The organism is Pseudorhizobium flavum (genome assembly GCF_044142885.1).
Taxonomy (GTDB): Bacteria; Pseudomonadota; Alphaproteobacteria; order Rhizobiales; family Rhizobiaceae; genus Neorhizobium; species Neorhizobium flavum.
The window spans coordinates 507400-525714 of record NZ_JBIOKZ010000003.1; the positions used below are offsets into that span (position 1 = coordinate 507400).

Sequence of the window (18315 nt, forward strand, 5' to 3'; positions counted from 1 at the left end):
GCCATGGTCATTCGGCCTTTGCTGCAGTTGGGATTGGGTCGGCGAAGGCAAACATGGCGATGCCGAGGCTTCGGCGAAGCGCGACGTGCAGCAGGATCGCTTCGATTGCCATCGCGCAGGCGGTCGCGGTCGCCGCGCCGTTCAGCCCGAAACGAGGGATGAGCATGGTGTTCATCAGGATGTTTGCGCCCAGCACGATCGCGTATAGAACCACGCAGAGGTTCTGACGGCCGGCCATGCTGAGCAGCACTTCCGCGGGGCCGACCAGCGACTTGGCGAGGATGCCCGCAAAGAGGATCGGGAGCAGCCAGTAGCCAATCGTGAAGGCCGGGCCGAAGAGGGCGAGGAGGTGTTCGCCGACCAGCAGGATGGCCGAGCCCAGCAGGAGAGCGGGCCAAAAGCTCCAGCGTGCGGCCTGTCCGGCGAATGCCGCCAGTTCCGAGGTCTCGCCGCTCGCAAGTATGGCGGAGAACCTCGGGCCAGCCGCAGCCTTGACGGCGAAGGCGACGAACTGGACGAGCACGATCGTCTTCGTCGCAGCAAAATAGACCGCCACCTGGTCGGGGGGCAGGTAGAGACCGACTACCACCACATCAGCATTGGTCAGGAGGAAGCCGATCCCGTCAATCAGGAAGATCGGCAAGGAATAGGCGAACCAGGCGCCGGCGTTGAGACGAAGCGGACCATCGCCGAAGGCGCGCCGCAGCCGTCGGCGCAGCCGCATGTACTGGATCAGAGTCGTGACATAGGTTGCGGCAAGAGCGGCTTCCATCGCAGTCACCGCCGTGTCGGGCGCGCCGAGCCAGACGGCGCCGACCATGAAGAGCAGGATCAGGGTCGGACGGATCAGGAAGGTCGGCGTCAGGGCGGTCACCGTCCAGCCACTTGCCCGTGCGGTGCCGTCGAGGACGTCGCCGAGCGCGATCATCGGCAGCGTGAAGAGCGCCAGGAACAGAGGTGCCAGCCAGTAGGCTTCGAAAGAGCCAGCGAAGAGGCGCAGGAAGAGAAATCCCAAGGCCGCAAGCGCGCTTGCGGAAAGCATTGCAAAGATTCGCGCCGTGACATGAAGGCCGCGGGCAGAGGCGAAATCACCGTCCGCCTGGTGCTGCGGCAGGAAGCGGATCACGGATGTATGGAAGCCGAGGCAGGAGAGGTTTCCTGCCAGAATGACGATCACCCAGACGAAGGCGAAGATGCCGTATTCGAACTCCCCCATCAGGCGGGCAAGGATGATCTGGGAAACGAAGGCGATGGCGGCACTGACCACGCGAATTGCGAAGGCGACAAGAGCCTGCCGCTGGGCACGGGCCGTCTCGCCGTCGAGGGCATTCGCCTCGATCGCCCGGTCGAGCACAGGCCTCAGCCTGGAGCGCAGGCCGCGGGGCAGATATCTCTCCGCTGTCTCGAGAACCGCCATGATCGGCACGCACTACTCACAAGAACTCAATACCGGGTAGCCCAGTCTTGCCACGACACGGTTAACAATCCTTTGGAGCAGACTGGAGCGCACAAGAAAATGCCGCCCGGAGGCGGCATATTGATGTGTTGCGGAGGAAATCTCAGGCCTGCTCGAAGGCGCCGTGGCAGTGCTTGTATTTCTTGCCGGAGCCGCAGGGGCATGCCTCGTTGCGGCCCACCTTGCCCCAGGTCTCGGGGTCGGCAGGATCGCGGGCGTCGGGTGGCACCTGCAGGCCAGAGTCGTTGCCGCCTGCGAAGTCGTCGTCGCCCGTCGAAGCGTCGATATGATGGGGTTCCATGACCGGGGGCGGCTCTGGCGAAGGCTGGGCCTCGCGCACGAGCTCGACGCGCATCATCTGCGCCGTCACGGCTTCGCGCAGGTTGGCAAGCAGAGCCTGGAAGAGTTCGAACGCCTCCGACTTGTATTCCTGCAGCGGATCGCGCTGGGCATAGCCGCGGAAGCCGACGACGGAGCGCAGGTGGTCGAGGTTGACGATATGCTCGCGCCACAAGTTGTCGAGGGTTTGAAGCACGATGGATCGCTCGACATAGGTCATGATGTCGGCACCGAAGCGTTCGGTACGGTCGGCAACCGCCTTGTCGGCAGCTTCTGTGATCCTCTCACGGATATCGTCCTCGCCGATGCCTTCTTCCGTCGCCCAGTCGGCGATGGGGAGGTCAAGGTTCAGCAGACGCTGGACGTCGTTGTTCAGCCCGGCGACATCCCATTGCTCGGCATAGGCACGTTCCGGAATATGCTTGGCGACCATCACCTCGATCACCTCGTTGCGCATGTCCGCAACGATCTCCTTGAGGTCGTCGGCATTGGCATCCATCAGTTCAATGCGCTGCTCGAAGATCACCTTGCGCTGGTCGTTGGTGACGTCGTCGTACTTCAGGAGGTTCTTGCGGATGTCGAAGTTGCGGGCCTCGACCTTGCGCTGCGCTCGCTCCAGCGCCTTGTTAATCCATGGGTGGACGATGGCCTCGCCTTCCTTCAGTCCGAGCTTCTGCAGCATTCCGTCCATGCGGTCGGAGCCAAAGATGCGCATCAGGTCGTCCTGTAGCGACAGGTAGAACTTGGAGCGACCGGGGTCGCCCTGGCGCCCGGACCGGCCACGAAGCTGGTTATCGATGCGGCGGCTTTCGTGGCGCTCGGTAGCGATGACGTAGAGGCCACCGGCTTCGAGGGCCTTCTGCTTCAGCGCTGCGATTTCCGCCTTGATGGCGTCGGCCTTGGCGTCGCGCTCCGGACCTGGCTCCATCTCGGCCAGTTCGTGCTCCAGACGCATGTCGAGGTTGCCGCCAAGCTGGATGTCCGTACCGCGGCCAGCCATGTTGGTGGCGATGGTGACGGCGCCGGGAACGCCGGCCTGGGAAACGATATAGGCTTCCTGCTCGTGGTAGCGGGCGTTCAGGACCTTGAAGTCCTTGAAGCCGGACTGGCTCAGCATCGTGGCCAGAAGCTCAGACTTCTCGATTGAGGTCGTGCCGACCAAGACCGGCTGGCCGCGTTCGTGGGCGGCCTTGATCTCGGCAATGATTGCCTTGAACTTCTCCTCAAAGGTCCGGTAGACCTCGTCGTCCTCGTCGATGCGCTGGATCGGCAGGTTGGTGGGAACCTCGACGACTTCAAGCCGGTAAATGTTGCTGAACTCCTCCGCTTCCGTCGCAGCCGTACCGGTCATGCCGGCGAGCTTTTCGTACATGCGGAAGTAGTTCTGGAAGGTGATCGAGGAGAGCGTCTGGTTCTCCGGCTGGATCTGCACCTTTTCCTTGGCTTCGAGCGCTTGGTGCTGTCCTTCCGAATAGCGGCGGCCCGGCATCATGCGGCCGGTGAATTCATCGATGATGACGATCTCGCCGTTGCGGACGATGTAGTCCTTGTCGCGCGTGAAGAGCTTGTGGGCCTTCAGTGCGTTGTTGATGTGGTGGACGATCGCGACATTCTCGACGTCGTAGAGGCTTTCGCCTTTCAGGAGACCAGCTTCGCGCAGCAGGTTCTCCAGCTTTTCCGTCCCGGCCTCGGAGAAGTTTGCCGAACGCTGCTTCTCGTCGATCTCGTAGTCGCTTTCGTCCAGCATCGGAATGAAGGCGTCGATCGTGTTGTAGAGTTCAGAGCGGTCGTCCAGCGGGCCGGAGATGATCAGCGGCGTACGCGCTTCGTCGACAAGGATTGAGTCCACTTCGTCGACGATGGCATAGTTGTGGCCGCGCTGAACCATCTGGCCGCGGTCATACTTCATGTTGTCGCGCAGATAGTCGAAGCCGAGTTCGTTGTTCGTCGCATAGGTGATGTCGCAGGCATAGGCCGCGCGGCGCTCCTCGTCGGAGAGGCCGTGGACGATGACGCCGGTGGTGAGACCGAGAAAGCCGTAGAGGCGGCCCATGGTCGCGGCGTCACGGCGGGCGAGGTAGTCGTTGACGGTCACGACATGCACGCCCTTGCCGGCCAGTGCGTTCAGGTAGACGGCAAGCGTCGCCACCAGCGTCTTGCCTTCACCCGTCTTCATCTCGGCGATCGCACCGTCGTGAAGGATCATCGCCCCTGTCAGCTGGACGTCGAAGGGTCGCATGCCGAGTACCCGGCGAGAGGCTTCGCGAACCACCGCAAATGCCGGCGTGAGGAGGTCATGGAGGCTCTTGCCTGCCGCGAGCTGTTCGCGGAACTCGGCCGTCTTGGCCGCCAGTTCCGCATCAGAGAGAGCCTTCGTCTTCTCCTCGAGGGCGTTGACAGCATCGACGCGGGACTTGTAGGAGCGGACGCGGCGCTCGTTTGCCGAGCCGAAGAATTTGCGGGCCAATCCGCCGAAGCTGACCATTCGAATGGTCCTTTCTGGTTAAACGTACTTGTGATCGCAGGCCGGCCGACGGCTCTGCAGAACCGTCAAAATCGCCCGCTACGCCCGGAAACCCATCTGGACGCAAAGTTGCGTGACAGATAAGAGGGGGTCGATTTGATGTCAACGGTAACGGCCGATACACAAAGGCCACATTCCGATGTTTCTGAACGCGTTCCGGCCGGCTTCGGGCTATATCGAGACCGGCAATCATTCTTGAAAGGTGACTTGATGCTGCGCCATAAACTTCTCGCCACGGCTGCCCTTGCTGTCGGGCTTTCCTTCGGTGCCTCCGCCTTCGCGCAGGAAGATGCCGTCGTCGCCAAGGTCGGCGACCTGGAGATCCTTCAGTCCGAGCTCGACCTGGCCGTGGCCAACCTCGATCCGCAGCTCCAGCAGCTTCCGGACGAGCAGAAGCGCGTGGCGGCCCTGTCGGGCGCGATCGACGTGAAGCTTCTCGCACAAGGCGCTGCCGAGGAGGGGCTTGCCGAGACGGAAGATTTCCAGAAGCGGATGGAGTACATCAAGGATCGCGAGCTGCATAACTCGTACTTCCGCAAGCACGTGGTCGACGCCGTCACCGATGAAGAGGTCAAGGCACGCTACGAGAAGGAAATCGCCGCCCTGCCGAAGCAGGAAGAGGTCAACGCCCGCCATATCCTGGTGAAGACCGAGGAAGAGGCCAAGGCGGTCATCGCCGACCTCGACGCCGGCAAGGATTTCGCCGAGCTCGCCAAGGCGAAGTCGGAAGATTCCAACAAGGACGACGGTGGCGACCTCGGCTGGTTCTCGAAGGGCCGCATGGTCCCAGAATTCGAGGAGGCTGCATTCGCGCTGGAAAAGGGTGCCTACACGAAGACGCCGGTGCAGTCGCAGTTCGGCTTCCATGTCATCAAGCTCGAGGACCGTCGTGACGTCCAGCCGCCGGCGCTGGAACAGGTTGAGCCGCAGGTCCGCCAGCTGGTCATGCGCGACAAGTATCTCGCGCTGATCGAGAAGGCCAAGGCGGAGCAGACGGTCGAGATCATGGACGAGACGCTGCGCAAGGGCTATGAGGACGTCAACAAGGCGCCGGATGCCGATCCCGCCGCCGGCGAAGCGCCCGCGCCTCAGCAGTAAGTGTTTTATAAGGGCCCGGTCTTCCGGGCCTTTCCATATTCAGTTTGGATGCCTCCGATGTCCGCTTCCGTCTCCCCGCTTGCTCCAAAATCCTATCCGCACATGCCGCCGATCCGCGGCCTACGCATGGCAACCGCTGCCGCCGGGATCAAGTACAAGAACCGTACCGACGTTCTGCTGATGGTGTTTGACCAGCCGGCAGCGGTGGCCGGTGTGTTCACGCGCTCCAAATGCCCCTCGGCGCCTGTCGATTTCTGCCGGGCGAATCTGCCTCACGGCAAGGCGAGGGCGGTCGTCGTCAATTCGGGCAATGCGAACGCCTTCACCGGCCTCAAGGGCAGGGCTGCGACGGAACTGACGGCGAAGTCTGCGGCCTCGGCCGTGGGATGCGCTGAGAACGAGGTGTATCTGGCGTCGACGGGCGTGATCGGCGAGCCGCTGGATGCCGGCAAGTTCGCAGGCGTGCTCGGCGATATGAATATTGGCGCGAAACCGGATTTCTGGCTCGACGCCGCCAAGGCCATCATGACCACCGACACCTATCCGAAGGTCGCGACACGCTCGGCTTCCCTGGGTGGTGTAACGGTGACGATCAACGGCATCGCCAAGGGGGCGGGCATGATCGCGCCCGACATGGCGACCATGCTGTCCTTCGTCGCGACCGACGCGGACATCGCGCCGGACGTACTGCAGCAGCTGCTGTCCGCCGGCGTCGGCCCCACCTTCAACTCCGTGACCGTCGATAGCGACACCTCCACCTCGGACACGCTGATGCTGTTTGCCACGGGAGCCGCAGCGGCCGACGGACAGGCGAGGGTGACCTCTGTCGAGGACCAGGCACTGGCTGAGTTTCGCGCGGCGCTGAACGCGCTTCTCAAGGACTTGGCGCTCCAGGTGGTTCGCGATGGCGAGGGTGCCCGCAAGATGGTGGAGGTGACCGTGACCGGCGCCGAGACCGATGCCGCGGCAAAGCGGATTGCGCTTTCCATTGCCAACTCGCCCCTCGTCAAGACGGCGGTGGCAGGCGAAGACGCCAACTGGGGTCGCGTCGTCATGGCGGTCGGCAAGGCCGGCGAGATGGCCGATCGCGACCGGCTGGCGATCTGGTTCGGCGATGTCCGCGTGGCAGTCAACGGCGAGCGCGATCCGGATTATTCCGAAGCGGCTGCCAGCGCGGTCATGAAAGAAGAGGACATTCCTGTCCGGGTGGATCTCGGGCTGGGTGAGGGGCGGGCGACCGTCTGGACCTGCGACCTGACGAAGGAATATGTGGCCATCAACGGCGATTACCGGAGCTGATGCGGGCGATGCAGGCAACACCGTCCGCGAGCAATCTGCCGCTCGTCCGCCGTCTGGAGGCCGTCGGCTTCCGGGCCTGGCCGGCCGCCTCGGTGATCTATGACGGCAGCTGGCAGATCCGGCTTGCGGGCGGGCACCCCTCAAAACGCCTCAATTGCGTCGTGCCGCTCGATCCTTCGGACTTCCGGGACATGGACCTGCGCCTCGAGAAGGCAGGCAAGCGCTTCCAGGCCTACGGCCGGCCGCTCATCCTGCGCGAGACGCCATTAGCGCCCCCGCAACTTATCCAGCACCTGTCCGAGGCCGGCTGGAAGCGGTTTGAGACGGTGAACGTGATGACGGCGGATCTCGCTCGCCTAGCATTGCCGGATACGATCGATCACCTCCCCACGCATGATGTCAGTCGCTTCATCGACGCCAGCCTGCTGGTCGCCGGGGAGGATCCGGCGCTCAAGCCCGCGCTTGCGGAAGTTCTCAACGCCATCAAGCCGGCGAAGGGACTGTTCACGATCGAGAATTCCGCGGGCGGACCGGTCGCCGTTGCCCTCTGCGTCCAGGACAACGACCTCGCCGGCGTCATGGGACTTGCCGTCACCGCCAGCGCACGCGGTCAGGGGCGCGGAACGGAAATCCTGTCCTCCGCCCTGCGCTGGGCCCGCATCAGCGGGGCCCGGAGCGCCTGGATTCAGGTCGTCGCGGACAACTTGCCGGCGCTCGCGCTGTATCGAAAGTTCGGTTTCCAGGAAGCCTACCAATATCATTACTGGCGGGAGGCCTGACCGTGCAATCTCAACCGCGGCGAATGTTGCTGGTGGCGGCCTGCGCCCTCGTCGACACCGACAATCGTATCCTTCTGGCGCAGCGGCCGGAAGGAAAGGAGCTTGCGGGCCTTTGGGAATTCCCGGGCGGAAAGGTGGAGCCGGGTGAGACGCCCGAGGAGACGCTGATCCGTGAACTGCAGGAAGAGCTCGGGGTGACGACGAAAATCCCCTGCCTGGCCCCGCTCACTTTCGCCAGCCACACCTACGACACCTTCCATCTGCTGATGCCGCTCTACATCTGCCGGCGCTACGAGGGCATTCCACGGGGGATGGAGGGCCAGGCGATCAAATGGGTTCGCAGCCGCGACCTCCGCAACTTTCCGATGCCACCGGCCGACGAGCCGCTCATCCCCTTTCTCCAGGATCTCCTGTAGAGGCCGGGCAACAGTTGCGCCTATTCGTAAATCGGCGTTAACAGATCGTTTAACCAATTCGCCTAGTCTCGAGGCTTACCAAGGCAGTATCTGCGTCGAGGCTTTGAGACATGGACGAGGAATTGTGGAAGACTGTGCGGGTCCGGAACCGGTCGTCGTACAGGTCGGGCAAGACCGGCGCCCTGAATATCGCCCTCCTGTTCGGCACGGCGGCAATAGCTCTTTCCCTCATCGTGACACCCATGGTCGCCGATAGCGGCGATGCCCGCCGCCTTGCGCATGTGCAGGAAGAGTTTGACCGCATCACCACCGGCTCGATCAAGCCGGCGGAAAAGGGGTCGAAGCAATATACCATTCGCCGCAGTGTCCTTCAGGAAACGCCAGGCTCGGTCTGCATCATCCAGCCCTACGACACGGACGCGCGCTGCTAGCCCAGGTCTCCCTGAGAAAGGAAATACCGCATGCGTCTTCTGAACGCGTTCTCGGGCAGCAAGGACGGAGCAACCGCTGTCGAATATGGTCTGATCGCAGCTCTCATCGCTGTCGTCCTCGTCGCGGCCTTCGGCGGCTTCGCCGATACTCTGGTGGGCGTGTTCGAGACGATCGAAGGCTATTTCACAAACGCCGTCAACTAGCGCTTCCGGGCTCCTCATCCCGCGGTACACGCAGGGCGTCGGCGAACCGCATCTTGGCGGAGCCAGGCTTCAGCGGCTTCTGCTGACTTTCATGCGGTGCCCAGCCCGAGATGTAGATGACGGAGAAGGTTGCGCGGATGCGTCCGTCCGGATCCGCGTACCGTTCCGCGTACAACTCCGCCGCCCGCACGAAGAAGCCCCGGCTGACGGGCTGCCGGCTGCGCCCGACCAGCGGATTGGCCATTCCCATCGCACGGATATCGCGCATCAGCGGGAATATGGAGTCGTAGCGGACCGTGTAGTTCTCGACATCCACCACCGGCAGGGTGAAGCCAGCCCTTTGCAGCAGCGCCCCTACATCCCGAACGTCGGCGAAGGGGATGACGCGAGGGCTGGCGCCGCCGGTTCGTTCTATCTCGGTCGCGAGCAGCACATCGCGCAGTTCGGCAAGCGTTCCGGCTCCCGGTATCGCCGCCATGAACAGGCCATCGGGCTTCAGGGCCCGCCGGATGCGGACAAGCATGCCCGGTGTATCATTGACCAGGTGGAGGGAGAGCGGCGAAAGCACGAGGCTGGCCGAAGCCGGCTCCAGCGGGAGGTCGTCGAGCGCAGCGACCGTCAAGGGCTCACCGGACGCTGCGAAGACGGAACTGGTCTCGACCCGCTCGATGCTGGCGATCCTGCCGGTTTCTTTCGCAAGGCGTGCTGCGATGCCTGTGCCGCCATGGAGTTCAACCGCGGTCTCGAACCGTCGCTCCACGACAGCAAGCCGTTCGGCCATTTCGCGCGCCACCAGGTCGAGCAGAAAGGAGGCTCCCGGATCGGCATTCCTGAATGCCCGTTCCCGCCGTGCCGCCACCAGCGCCTCGTCGAAAAGAATCTCCATTGAGCTCGGTCCTTACATTTCCAGTTGCGGAATGGCGCGTCGCGGGCGCAAATGTCAATCCATGGAGGACGGACACAAGTCGGCTTTTGGTATGCCAACACCGCGCAGATCGGCCTGGTTGCGCTGGATCGCCGACCTTGTCTACCCGCCTGCCTGCCCCGGCTGCGACGTGATCCTCGCCGGGCAGCCGAGCTTTTGTGCAACGTGCTGGCGCGAGATCCGTTTCATCGAACGACCCTATTGCGAAGTCCTCGGCATCCCGTTCGGATATGATCCGGGTGAGGGCATGGTATCGGCGGAGGCGATCGCTACGCCGCCGGTCTTCGATCGGCTGCGCAGCGTCGCGATCCACGAAGGTCCCGTGCGTCATCTGGTCCACGGGCTGAAATATCGCGATCGCACCGACCTTGCCCCCATGATGGCCGCCTGGATGCTGCGTGCGTCCGAGCGGCATGCCCTCGAGTGCGACGGAATCCTGCCCGTCCCCCTGCATCGTTGGCGGTTCGCCGGGCGGAAGTTCAACCAGTCAGCGGAGCTTGCCCGGCAGCTCGCGCATCTTTCGGGCCGGCCGTTCCTGCCGGCGACGCTGGTCAGGGTGAAGAAAACGGCGCGGCAGGTCGGGCTGACCGCCAGACGTCGCGAGGAGAATGTCCGTGCGGCCTTCAAAGTGGTGCCGGGCCGAGAGATGGACGTCGCGGGGAAGCATCTGGTGCTGGTCGACGACGTCTTTACCACGGGCGCGACGGTCTCCTCCGCGACCCGAGCGCTCAAGAAGGCGGGAGCGGCGGAAGTCGCCGTTTTGACCTTTGCAATGGCTATCGCCGGGCCTATATGAAGCTTCAAACACCAACTGCGCGGCTCTTCCCACCTGGTCGCTCCCGGAGAATCTCGATGGCAGATGTTACGATCTACACCCGCCAGGGCTGCGGTTACTGCTCCCGCGCCAAGTCTCTGCTCCAGTCCAAGGGCGTAGACTTCACCGAGCACGATGCGACTTATTCGCCGGACGTGCGCCAGGAGATGATCGGCAAGGCTGGCCGTTCCACCTTCCCGCAGATCTTCATCAATGGTGAGCATGTCGGTGGCTGTGATGATCTTCATGCGCTCGATCGTGCCGGCAAGCTCGATCCGATGCTCGCCGCCTGAGGGAGAGGAACGATGACGTTCAAGGCTGCTGCCATCCAGATGTGCTCCGGCGTCGATCCGGAGAAGAACGCCGCCGACATGACGAAGCTCGTGCGCGAGGCCGCTTCCCAGGGCGCGATCTATGTTCAGACGCCGGAAATGACCGGTGCTGTGCAAAAAGATCGCGCGGGGCTGATGGCGGTGCTCAAGGACGAGGCGAACGACGTCATCGTTTCCACCGCCCAGGAGCTTGCCCGCGACCTCGGGATCCACGTCCATGTCGGATCGACAGCCATTGCACTTGCCGACGGCAAGATCGCCAATCGGGGCTTTCTGTTTGCGCCGGGTGGCGATCGGATCTGCACCTATGACAAGATCCATATGTTCGATGTCGATCTCGACAATGGCGAGAGCTGGCGCGAAAGCGCCGTCTACCGGCCAGGCGGAGAGGCAAGAGTGGCGGAGCTTCCTTTCGGCAAGCTCGGTTTTGCAATCTGCTACGACGTCCGCTTTCCGGCGCTGTTCCGCACCGAGGCTGTCGCCGGTGCGGAGGTCCTGACAGTCCCGGCCGCGTTCACGCGGCAGACGGGCGAGGCGCATTGGGAAGTGCTGCTGCGGGCTCGTGCCATCGAGAACGGTGCCTTCCTGATTGCCGCTGCCCAGGCAGGCGTGCATGAGGATGGGCGCGAGACCTTCGGTCATTCGATGATCATCGACCCCTGGGGCAAGGTGCTTGCATCGGCCGGAGGCAGTGGCGAGGCCGTCGTAATCGCAGAGATCGATGTCGACCAGGTGAAGGCCGCGCGGGCCAAGATCCCGAACCTCAAGAACGCTCGCGACTTCACGCTCGACACGGTGGCCGCGGAGGCGAAGGGGGTCGCCGCGTGATCCGCTATTCGCTTGTCTGCGACAATGTCCACGGCTTCGAAGGCTGGTTTTCCGAAAGCGCGGACTTCGACCGGCAGGTCGAGGCCGGGCTCCTTACCTGTCCCGTCTGCGGCTCCGCTGCTATCTCCAAATCACTGATGGCGCCCTCCGTTTCCACGGCACGGAAAAAGGAGGAGAAGCAGGCGGTCGCCATGGACCTTGCACAAAAGCAGGTGATGGCGAAGCTGAAGGAGGCCGTGGCTGCGATTAAGGCCAACGCCGAGGACGTTGGGGAGAGATTTCCCGAAGAGGCCCGCAAGATCCACTACGGCGAGGCGGATGCGCGGGGCATTATCGGCCAGGCGAGCTTCGCCGACGTGCGCGATCTGCTCGATGAAGGCATTGAGGTGGCACCGCTGCCGGTGCTGCCCGAGGATGCCAACTAGGGCTAGGCGGGCCGCTTCGCCAGCAGCATGTAGTTGACGTCCATGTCCGGCGACAGGTTCCATCGATCCTGCAGGGGATGGAAGAAGACGCCGGTGCGGTGAATGATGTCCATGCCGCTCGCTCCAAGCGGCGCTTCCAGTTCCTCTGGCCGAACCAGCTTCTCGTATTGGTGCGTGCCCCTGGGCAACCAGCGCAGGATGTTCTCGGCAGCGAAGATGGCCAGCGCGCGGGCCTTTATTGTACGGTTGATCGTGGCCACGAACATGAGGCCGCCCGGTTTCACCATGGAGGCGCATGTGCGCATGAAGAAGTCGACGTCGGCGACATGTTCGACAACCTCCATGTTAAGGACGACGTCGAACATCTCGCCGGCTTCGGCCAGCTGCTCTGCCGTGACGGCGCGGTAGTCGATCTCGACACCTGTTTCTGCGGCGTGTGTCTGTGCAATCCTGATGTTCTTTTCCGACGGGTCGGCGCCCACGACGGTCGCGCCCATGCGGGCGACCGGTTCCGAGAGAAGACCTCCACCGCAGCCGATATCAAGGACGCGAAGGCCGGAGAGCGGCAGGTGCGCCTTTGGATCGCGGCTGAAATTCTCTGAAACCCTGTCGCGGATGTAGGTGAGGCGCACCGGATTGAACTTGTGCAGCGGCTTGAACTTGCCGGTCGGGTCCCACCATTCTGCCGCCATGGCGGAGAAGCGGTCAACTTCGCTCTGGTCGATCGTGGTCTTGGCGGCATCGGTCATGGGGTGTCATCTCCGGCGTTTGAACCTGAGGTCGGACGATCGGCGGCAGAAGTCAAGTGCCGCTCCGGCGGCCATCGACGCCTGCGGCTTCCGCGCTCACTCCTATCCTAGGCCGGGCGCGATTTTCTCCCTGGCTGCCGCAAGGCTTCTTGACGGTGGCAGACGGCTACAGGAAGTTGCGGCGGATCGGGCAGGGGGGGAGCTATGGCCATCACGGTCGGACGGTTGAAGGCGCTTCTGGGGATGGAGGAACTTTCTTTCAATCTCGAAGGCAGGCAAGTGGAGGAGCGTGGAGACCATGTGGTCGAGCACCTCCGCTTTCGCCTTTCCGACGGCGGCGAAGTCCGCGGCTTCCTTGTGCGGCCCAGCGAGCGGCGGTTGCGCCGTCCGGCCGTCCTGCACTGCCATGCTCATGGAGGTCGATATGACATCGGTGCTGCCGAACTGATAGAAGGCCGCCCCGCACTTCTCGATCCACCCGGTCCGGCGCTCGCGCGGGAGGGGCACGTGGTGCTTTCTATCGACATGCCGACCTTCGGTGCGCGCGCCCATGAGCAGGAAGATGCCGCGAGCAACGCGGCACTCTGGCAAGGCAAAACCCTTTTCGGCCGGATGCTCGCCGAGCAGGCGGCAGCATTGGTCTGGCTTGCGCGCCATCCCGAGGTCGATCCCAAGCGGATTGCAGTATCCGGCCTGTCCATGGGAGCGACGCTTGCCTACTTCCTGGCCGCCGTGGACGCTGGCGTGGCTGCGACGGCGCATTTCTGCTGCTATGCGGACATGGCGAGCCGGATCAGAAGCGGAGCCCACGACCTTCACGGTGACTATATGACGGTGCCGGGCCTGCTGCGGGAAACATCGACGGGCGAAATTGCCAGCCTCGTCGCGCCGCGCCCGCAACTCATCTGCGTCGGTGAGGAGGATCCGCTGACACTGCCGGATGCTGTCGCGGTGGCGCTTGCCCAGACGCGTGAGGCGTATGAGACGGCGGGTGCGCCGAACGGGCTGGTGTTTCTTTCGGAGCCAGGGGCGGGGCACAAGGAAACACCGGCGATGCGCCGGGCGCTGCTGGCATTCCTGCGCCACTATCTCTGATCTGCGAGTCGTTCATAACCGGTTCAGGGGCCATGCGGAACAATGGCAGGGTGTCAAACATTGAGCGGAAACAAGAGCGGCGCAGCCGTCTGCTTTTCAGGAGAAAACACGTGAGGAAATTTCTGTTCAGTGCCGCTGCTGCCCTGTGTGCAGTGGTGGCTGCACCATCGCTGGCCGATGCGGCCGTGCGGGGGTATTCGACTGCGAATGTCAACATGCGCTCCGGACCGAGCACGTCCTATCCTGCTGTGACGGTCATTCCGTCCGGCGCGCCGGTGACGATCTATGGCTGCATGAGTAACGTCAACTGGTGCGATGTTGCCTTCAGCGGTGGCCGTGGCTGGGTTTCCGGCAATTATGTGCAGGCAGCCTATCAGCAACGGCGCGTCTATGTAGGTCCTCAGTACTACCGGCCGCTTGGTATCCCCACGGTCACCTTCGAGATCGGCAACTACTGGGACCGGCATTATCGGGGTCGTGACTTCTACCGCGATCGTGACCGCTGGGACCGCCGTGACCGTGATCGCTGGGACCGCGACAGGGATCGTCGAGACTGGGATCGAGATCGAGATCGTGACCGGGAGCGGGCCCGCGACCGTGACCGGGATCGGGAAAGAGATCGGGCTGACCGAGACGGCGATCGCGATCGCGACAGAGATCGAGCCGACCGAGACCGTGACAGGGATGATATCCGTCGGATTCCGCGCCTGCCCGGCGGGGCGAATCCTGATCAGGATAATGATTGCTTTCCTTATTGCCGCTAGCTGCTGATGTTCCTGGTATCGGGATCACGGCGATGTCTTGGAAGAGCGTCCAGACGGGCGCTCTTCCAATTGCGTGAACCACAGCGATCGTTTCCCGCCATTGCACGCCACCCACCTTTTCGATAAGAGACCCGGCGAAATCCGTCTGCTTCCTGAAGACGGGCAGAGAGAGCCGCTCCCTTGGGAGCGAACGGGTGGTATCAGTCAGCATGGCACGCATCGTCATGAAGTTCGGCGGCACATCAGTCGCCAATCTCGAGCGCATCCACAACGTCGCGCGTCATGTGAAACGCGAGGTGGATGCCGGGAACGAGGTCGCGGTCGTGGTCTCGGCGATGTCCGGCAAGACGAACGAACTGGTCGGCTGGGTCCAGGACATTCCGAAGGTGGCCGGCGCCAGTTCTCCGTTTTACGATGCTCGCGAGTATGATGCCGTCGTGGCGTCGGGCGAACAGGTCACCTCAGGGCTGCTCGCAATCGCCCTTCAGTCGATGGGAATAAACGCCCGCTCCTGGCAAGGCTGGCAGATCCCGATCAAGACCGACAATGCCCATGGGGCCGCCCGCATCCAAGAGATCGACGGCACGGACATCATCCGCCGCATGGGCGAGGGCCAGGTGGCCGTGGTTGCCGGCTTCCAAGGCATCGGCCCCGACAACCGCATCGCGACGCTTGGCCGCGGCGGCTCAGATACGTCTGCCGTGGCAATTGCCGCCGCCGTCAAGGCCGACCGTTGCGATATCTACACGGACGTGGACGGCGTTTACACGACGGACCCGCGCGTGGTGCCGAAGGCGCGACGGCTGAAGAAGATCACCTTCGAAGAGATGCTGGAAATGGCGTCGCTGGGCGCCAAGGTCCTGCAGGTTCGCTCCGTCGAGCTTGCGATGGTCCACAAGGTCCGCACCTTCGTCCGTTCGAGTTTCGAGGATCCCGATGCGCCGGGCATGGGCGACCTCATCAACCCGCCCGGCACATTGATTTGCGACGAGGAAGAGATAGTGGAACAGGAAGTCGTCACCGGCATCGCCTATGCCAAGGATGAGGCGCAGATTTCTCTCCGCCGGCTGGCTGACCGCCCCGGCGTTTCGGCGGCCATCTTCGGGCCACTCGCGGAGGCGCACATCAATGTCGATATGATCGTCCAGAACATTTCGGAGGACGGATCGCGCACGGACATGACCTTCACGGTGCCCTACGGGGACGTGCAGAAGGCGCTGAAGATCCTTGAGGACAACAAGGAAAAGATCGGCTTCGACGTCGCCCAGAACGAATCAGGGCTATGCAAGGTGTCGGTGATCGGCATCGGCATGCGCAGCCATGCGGGCGTCGCGGCGCAAGCTTTCAAGGCACTTGCCGAAAAAGGCATCAACATCAAGGCGATCACGACGTCGGAAATCAAGATCTCCATCCTGATCGATGGTGCATATTCGGAACTTGCGGTTCGGACTTTGCATTCCGCTTACGGTCTCGATAAGAGTTGAGCATGAGCCGAGGGGCTACTCTTCCCACGTGCGGAAGGGCCGATCCTAAGGCGTGGGGCACCTTGTTTCGGGAGCGATGATGCCGATGAGAGACCTGTCGGCTGGGCCGCGCGTGCTGCTTCGGCGGCTGCGCGAACTGATGGCGGAGCCGCTGGATCCGCAGGAGCGTCTCGACCGCATCGTCCGCCAGATCGCCAGCAACATGGTGGCGGAAGTCTGCTCCGTCTACGTGCTGCGATCGGACGGGGTGCTTGAGCTCTACGCCACAGAGGGCCTCAATCCGGAAGCCGTCCACCTGTCACAGCTCAAAATGGGGCAGGGACTTGTCGGGACGATCGCTGCTTCGGCGCAACCCCTCAATCTTTCCGATGCTCAGGCTCATCCCGCGTTTCGCTATCTCCCTGAAACGGGGGAGGAAATCTACCATTCCTTCCTCGGCGTGCCGATCTTGCGGGCAGGCCGCACTTTGGGCGTCCTGGTCGTCCAGAACAAGGCGAGTCGGACCTATCGCGAAGATGAGGTCGAGGCGCTCGAAACGACTGCCATGGTAATCGCCGAAATGATCGCCACCGGGGAATTGAAGAAGATCACCAAGCCCGGCCTTGAACTCGACCTGACGCGTGCCGTCACGATCGAGGGCGACGGCTACAACGAGGGCATCGGCCTAGGACACGTGATCCTGCACGAGCCGCGCGTGGTGGTGACCAATCTTCTCAACGAAGACGCCGAAAGCGAAGTGCGGCGGCTGGCCGAGGCATTGGGCTCGCTCAGGATTTCCATCGACGACATGCTGTCGCGTCGCGACGTGGCCACTGAAGGCGAGCATCGCGAGGTGCTCGAGACCTACCGGATGTTCGCCTATGACCAGGGCTGGGTGCGGCGCATGGAGGAGGCCATCCATAACGGCCTGACGGCGGAAGCGGCCGTCGAGAAGGTGCAGAGCGACACCAAAGCGCGGATGATGCGCCTGACCGACCCGTATCTGCGCGAGCGCATGCATGATTTCGACGACCTCGCCAACCGCCTGCTGCGGCAGCTGACCGGGTTTAGCGGGCGGTCTATCGGTGAGGGCATGCCAGTTGACGCGATAATCTTCGCGCGCGCCATGGGGGCGGCCGAGCTTCTCGACTACCCGCGGGAAAGGCTTCGCGGGCTGGTGCTGGAGGACGGCGCCGTCACCAGCCACGTCGTGATCGTGGCGCGCGCGATGGGCATTCCGGTGGTCGGCCAGGCGGTCGGAGCGGTTGCGCTCGCAGAGAACGGTGACGCCGCGATCATCGACGGCGACGACGGCCAGCTTCACCTGCGGCCGGTGTCGGATGTCCTGAAGGCCTACGAGGAGAAGGTCCGGCTACGCGCCCGCCGCCAGGAACAGTTCCGGGCGCTCCGCGACGTCGATCCTGTCACCAAGGATGGAAAGCGCATCAGCCTGATGATGAATGCCGGGCTGATCGTGGACCTACCGCATTTGCCAGAATCGGGTGCGGACGGTATTGGGCTGTTCCGCACAGAACTGCAGTTCATGATCGCCTCGACCATGCCGAAGCTCGAGGAGCAGGAGGCGTTCTACCGCAATGTCATCCGGCAAGCCGACGGACTTCCCATCACTTTCCGGGCGCTCGACATCGGCGGCGATAAGGTCGTCTCGTATTTCCGCGCGCATGAGGAGGAAAACCCGGCGCTTGGCTGGCGGGCGATCCGCCTGTCGCTCGACCGTCCGGGCCTCCTGCGGACGCAGCTGCGGGCCCTGCTGCGCGCCTCTGCCGATGCGGAGCTCAGAATGATGCTGCCGATGGTGACGGAGGTTGCGGAGATCCATGCCGTGCGCGACCTCCTGCAGAAGGAGGTCCAGCACCTTTCGAAATTCGGGCACAGCCTGCCGCGCAAGCTGCAGTTCGGCGCCATGCTCGAGGTGCCGGCGCTGATGTGGCAGCTGGACGAACTGATGGCCGAGGTGGATTTCGTCTCCGTCGGCTCCAACGACCTCTTCCAGTTCTCGATGGCTGCCGACCGTGGCAATGCACGTGTCTCAGATCGGTTCGACATGCTGGGCCGGCCGTTCCTGCGGATCCTGCGCGACATCGTGCGGGCAGCGGAACGCAACAAGACGCCGCTGACGCTGTGTGGCGAGATGGCGGGCAAGCCGCTCTCGGCCATGGCCCTGATCGGACTCGGCTTCCGCTCCGTTTCGATGGCGCCGACCTCTATCGGGCCGGTCAAGGCCATGCTCCTTTCGCTTGATGCGGACAGGCTGACGGAGACCCTGAACGCGGCGCTGGACGACAGGCAGCCGAGAGAGCCGGTCCGCGAACTGCTGACGCGGTTTGCGGCAGAGAACGGCATTCCGGTCTGA

At 63.3% G+C, this 18315-nt stretch carries 18 protein-coding genes; 14 read left to right on the top strand and 4 right to left on the bottom strand.

Features of this window, described 5'->3' with window-relative positions; all coding sequences use genetic code 11:
* Positions 1 to 7: 7 nt before the first annotated feature.
* Complete coding sequence (locus ACEPP2_RS09330) at positions 8 to 1417, bottom strand: lipopolysaccharide biosynthesis protein (protein ID WP_395516402.1); 1410 nt, start codon at positions 1415 to 1417, stop codon at positions 8 to 10.
* A 142-nt stretch (positions 1418 to 1559) separates the two neighbouring features.
* Positions 1560 to 4280: a preprotein translocase subunit SecA gene (gene secA / locus ACEPP2_RS09335; RefSeq protein ID WP_395516403.1), complete on the bottom strand. Its 2721-nt coding sequence runs from the start codon at positions 4278 to 4280 to the stop codon at positions 1560 to 1562.
* A gap of 249 nt (positions 4281 to 4529) precedes the next feature.
* On the opposite strand from secA, the gene ACEPP2_RS09340 reads away from it, so the two are divergent.
* The 6 genes from ACEPP2_RS09340 (at position 4530) to ACEPP2_RS09365 (ending at position 8546) form a co-directional block, all read left to right on the top strand.
* On the top strand, positions 4530 to 5417 hold the full coding sequence (locus ACEPP2_RS09340; RefSeq protein WP_395516404.1) for a peptidylprolyl isomerase: 888 nt from the start codon (positions 4530 to 4532) through the stop codon (positions 5415 to 5417).
* Positions 5418 to 5474: 57 nt separating this feature from the next.
* The gene (argJ, locus tag ACEPP2_RS09345; RefSeq protein ID WP_395516405.1) at positions 5475 to 6716 is read left to right on the top strand and encodes a bifunctional glutamate N-acetyltransferase/amino-acid acetyltransferase ArgJ; all 1242 of its coding nucleotides are present in this window, start codon (positions 5475 to 5477) and stop codon (positions 6714 to 6716) included.
* 8 nt (positions 6717 to 6724) lie between these two features.
* Positions 6725 to 7495 (top strand): GNAT family N-acetyltransferase, encoded by a 771-nt coding sequence (locus tag ACEPP2_RS09350; RefSeq protein WP_077548988.1) that lies wholly within the window; start codon positions 6725 to 6727, stop codon positions 7493 to 7495.
* Between the two features lie 23 nt (positions 7496 to 7518).
* Entirely contained in the window at positions 7519 to 7911 is a 393-nt protein-coding gene (gene mutT / locus ACEPP2_RS09355; protein ID WP_077548707.1) for an 8-oxo-dGTP diphosphatase MutT, read from the top strand.
* A 110-nt stretch (positions 7912 to 8021) separates the two neighbouring features.
* Positions 8022 to 8342 carry a hypothetical protein gene (locus ACEPP2_RS09360; protein WP_077548706.1) on the top strand — a complete coding sequence of 107 codons (321 nt, stop codon included), beginning with the start codon at positions 8022 to 8024 and terminating at the stop codon, positions 8340 to 8342.
* 30 nt (positions 8343 to 8372) lie between these two features.
* The gene (locus tag ACEPP2_RS09365; protein WP_395516406.1) at positions 8373 to 8546 is read left to right on the top strand and encodes a Flp family type IVb pilin; all 174 of its coding nucleotides are present in this window, start codon (positions 8373 to 8375) and stop codon (positions 8544 to 8546) included.
* Here ACEPP2_RS09365 and ACEPP2_RS09370 read toward each other — a convergent pair.
* Positions 8539 to 9432 carry a methyltransferase domain-containing protein gene (locus ACEPP2_RS09370; protein ID WP_395516407.1) on the bottom strand — a complete coding sequence of 298 codons (894 nt, stop codon included), beginning with the start codon at positions 9430 to 9432 and terminating at the stop codon, positions 8539 to 8541. The two genes, ACEPP2_RS09365 and ACEPP2_RS09370, sit on opposite strands and share 8 nt — an antisense overlap.
* A gap of 118 nt (positions 9433 to 9550) precedes the next feature.
* Here ACEPP2_RS09370 and ACEPP2_RS09375 point away from each other — a divergent pair, with 118 nt between their 5' ends.
* From ACEPP2_RS09375 to ACEPP2_RS09390, 4 genes are read left to right on the top strand one after another with little or no spacing between them, the layout of a single operon-like run.
* On the top strand, positions 9551 to 10267 hold the full coding sequence (locus ACEPP2_RS09375; protein WP_395516408.1) for a ComF family protein: 717 nt from the start codon (positions 9551 to 9553) through the stop codon (positions 10265 to 10267).
* A 56-nt stretch (positions 10268 to 10323) separates the two neighbouring features.
* On the top strand, positions 10324 to 10578 hold the full coding sequence (gene grxC / locus ACEPP2_RS09380; protein ID WP_077548703.1) for a glutaredoxin 3: 255 nt from the start codon (positions 10324 to 10326) through the stop codon (positions 10576 to 10578).
* 12 nt (positions 10579 to 10590) lie between these two features.
* The gene (locus ACEPP2_RS09385; RefSeq protein ID WP_077548702.1) at positions 10591 to 11445 is read left to right on the top strand and encodes a carbon-nitrogen hydrolase family protein; all 855 of its coding nucleotides are present in this window, start codon (positions 10591 to 10593) and stop codon (positions 11443 to 11445) included.
* Positions 11442 to 11870: a DUF1178 family protein gene (locus ACEPP2_RS09390; RefSeq protein WP_077548701.1), complete on the top strand. Its 429-nt coding sequence runs from the start codon at positions 11442 to 11444 to the stop codon at positions 11868 to 11870. The genes ACEPP2_RS09385 and ACEPP2_RS09390 overlap by 4 nt, the downstream gene beginning before the upstream one ends.
* Positions 11871 to 11872: 2 nt before the next feature.
* On the opposite strand, the gene ubiG is transcribed toward ACEPP2_RS09390, so the two are convergent.
* On the bottom strand, positions 11873 to 12619 hold the full coding sequence (gene ubiG, locus ACEPP2_RS09395) for a bifunctional 2-polyprenyl-6-hydroxyphenol methylase/3-demethylubiquinol 3-O-methyltransferase UbiG (RefSeq protein ID WP_077548700.1): 747 nt from the start codon (positions 12617 to 12619) through the stop codon (positions 11873 to 11875).
* A 204-nt stretch (positions 12620 to 12823) separates the two neighbouring features.
* Between ubiG and ACEPP2_RS09400 the strand changes: the two genes are divergently transcribed.
* The 4 genes from ACEPP2_RS09400 (at position 12824) to ptsP (ending at position 18315) form a co-directional block, all read left to right on the top strand.
* Positions 12824 to 13714, top strand: coding sequence for an alpha/beta hydrolase family protein (locus ACEPP2_RS09400; protein ID WP_395516409.1), 891 nt, complete (start codon positions 12824 to 12826; stop codon positions 13712 to 13714).
* Positions 13715 to 13824: 110 nt separating this feature from the next.
* Entirely contained in the window at positions 13825 to 14478 is a 654-nt protein-coding gene (locus ACEPP2_RS09405; RefSeq protein WP_395516410.1) for an SH3 domain-containing protein, read from the top strand.
* Between the two features lie 209 nt (positions 14479 to 14687).
* Complete coding sequence (locus ACEPP2_RS09410; RefSeq protein WP_281979074.1) at positions 14688 to 15962, top strand: aspartate kinase; 1275 nt, start codon at positions 14688 to 14690, stop codon at positions 15960 to 15962.
* 85 nt (positions 15963 to 16047) lie between these two features.
* Positions 16048 to 18315 carry a phosphoenolpyruvate--protein phosphotransferase gene (gene ptsP / locus ACEPP2_RS09415; protein WP_395516444.1) on the top strand — a complete coding sequence of 756 codons (2268 nt, stop codon included), beginning with the start codon at positions 16048 to 16050 and terminating at the stop codon, positions 18313 to 18315.

What these genes read in the sequence shown, in the direction of transcription:
- mutT (WP_077548707.1), top strand. Translation starts at nt 7,519, where the DNA reads ATGTTGCTGGTGGCGGCCTGCGCCCTCGTCGACACCGACAATCGTATC.
- argJ (WP_395516405.1), top strand. Translation starts at nt 5,475, where the DNA reads ATGTCCGCTTCCGTCTCCCCGCTTGCTCCAAAATCCTATCCGCACATG.
- ACEPP2_RS09360 (WP_077548706.1), top strand. Translation starts at nt 8,022, where the DNA reads ATGGACGAGGAATTGTGGAAGACTGTGCGGGTCCGGAACCGGTCGTCG.
- ACEPP2_RS09410 (WP_281979074.1), top strand. Translation starts at nt 14,688, where the DNA reads ATGGCACGCATCGTCATGAAGTTCGGCGGCACATCAGTCGCCAATCTC.
- ACEPP2_RS09350 (WP_077548988.1), top strand. Translation starts at nt 6,725, where the DNA reads ATGCAGGCAACACCGTCCGCGAGCAATCTGCCGCTCGTCCGCCGTCTG.
- ubiG (WP_077548700.1), bottom strand. Translation starts at nt 12,619, where the DNA reads ATGACCGATGCCGCCAAGACCACGATCGACCAGAGCGAAGTTGACCGC.
- ACEPP2_RS09400 (WP_395516409.1), top strand. Translation starts at nt 12,824, where the DNA reads ATGGCCATCACGGTCGGACGGTTGAAGGCGCTTCTGGGGATGGAGGAA.
- ACEPP2_RS09340 (WP_395516404.1), top strand. Translation starts at nt 4,530, where the DNA reads ATGCTGCGCCATAAACTTCTCGCCACGGCTGCCCTTGCTGTCGGGCTT.
- grxC (WP_077548703.1), top strand. Translation starts at nt 10,324, where the DNA reads ATGGCAGATGTTACGATCTACACCCGCCAGGGCTGCGGTTACTGCTCC.
- ptsP (WP_395516444.1), top strand. Translation starts at nt 16,048, where the DNA reads ATGAGAGACCTGTCGGCTGGGCCGCGCGTGCTGCTTCGGCGGCTGCGC.
- ACEPP2_RS09385 (WP_077548702.1), top strand. Translation starts at nt 10,591, where the DNA reads ATGACGTTCAAGGCTGCTGCCATCCAGATGTGCTCCGGCGTCGATCCG.
- secA (WP_395516403.1), bottom strand. Translation starts at nt 4,280, where the DNA reads ATGGTCAGCTTCGGCGGATTGGCCCGCAAATTCTTCGGCTCGGCAAAC.
- ACEPP2_RS09370 (WP_395516407.1), bottom strand. Translation starts at nt 9,432, where the DNA reads ATGGAGATTCTTTTCGACGAGGCGCTGGTGGCGGCACGGCGGGAACGG.
- ACEPP2_RS09330 (WP_395516402.1), bottom strand. Translation starts at nt 1,417, where the DNA reads ATGGCGGTTCTCGAGACAGCGGAGAGATATCTGCCCCGCGGCCTGCGC.
- ACEPP2_RS09365 (WP_395516406.1), top strand. Translation starts at nt 8,373, where the DNA reads ATGCGTCTTCTGAACGCGTTCTCGGGCAGCAAGGACGGAGCAACCGCT.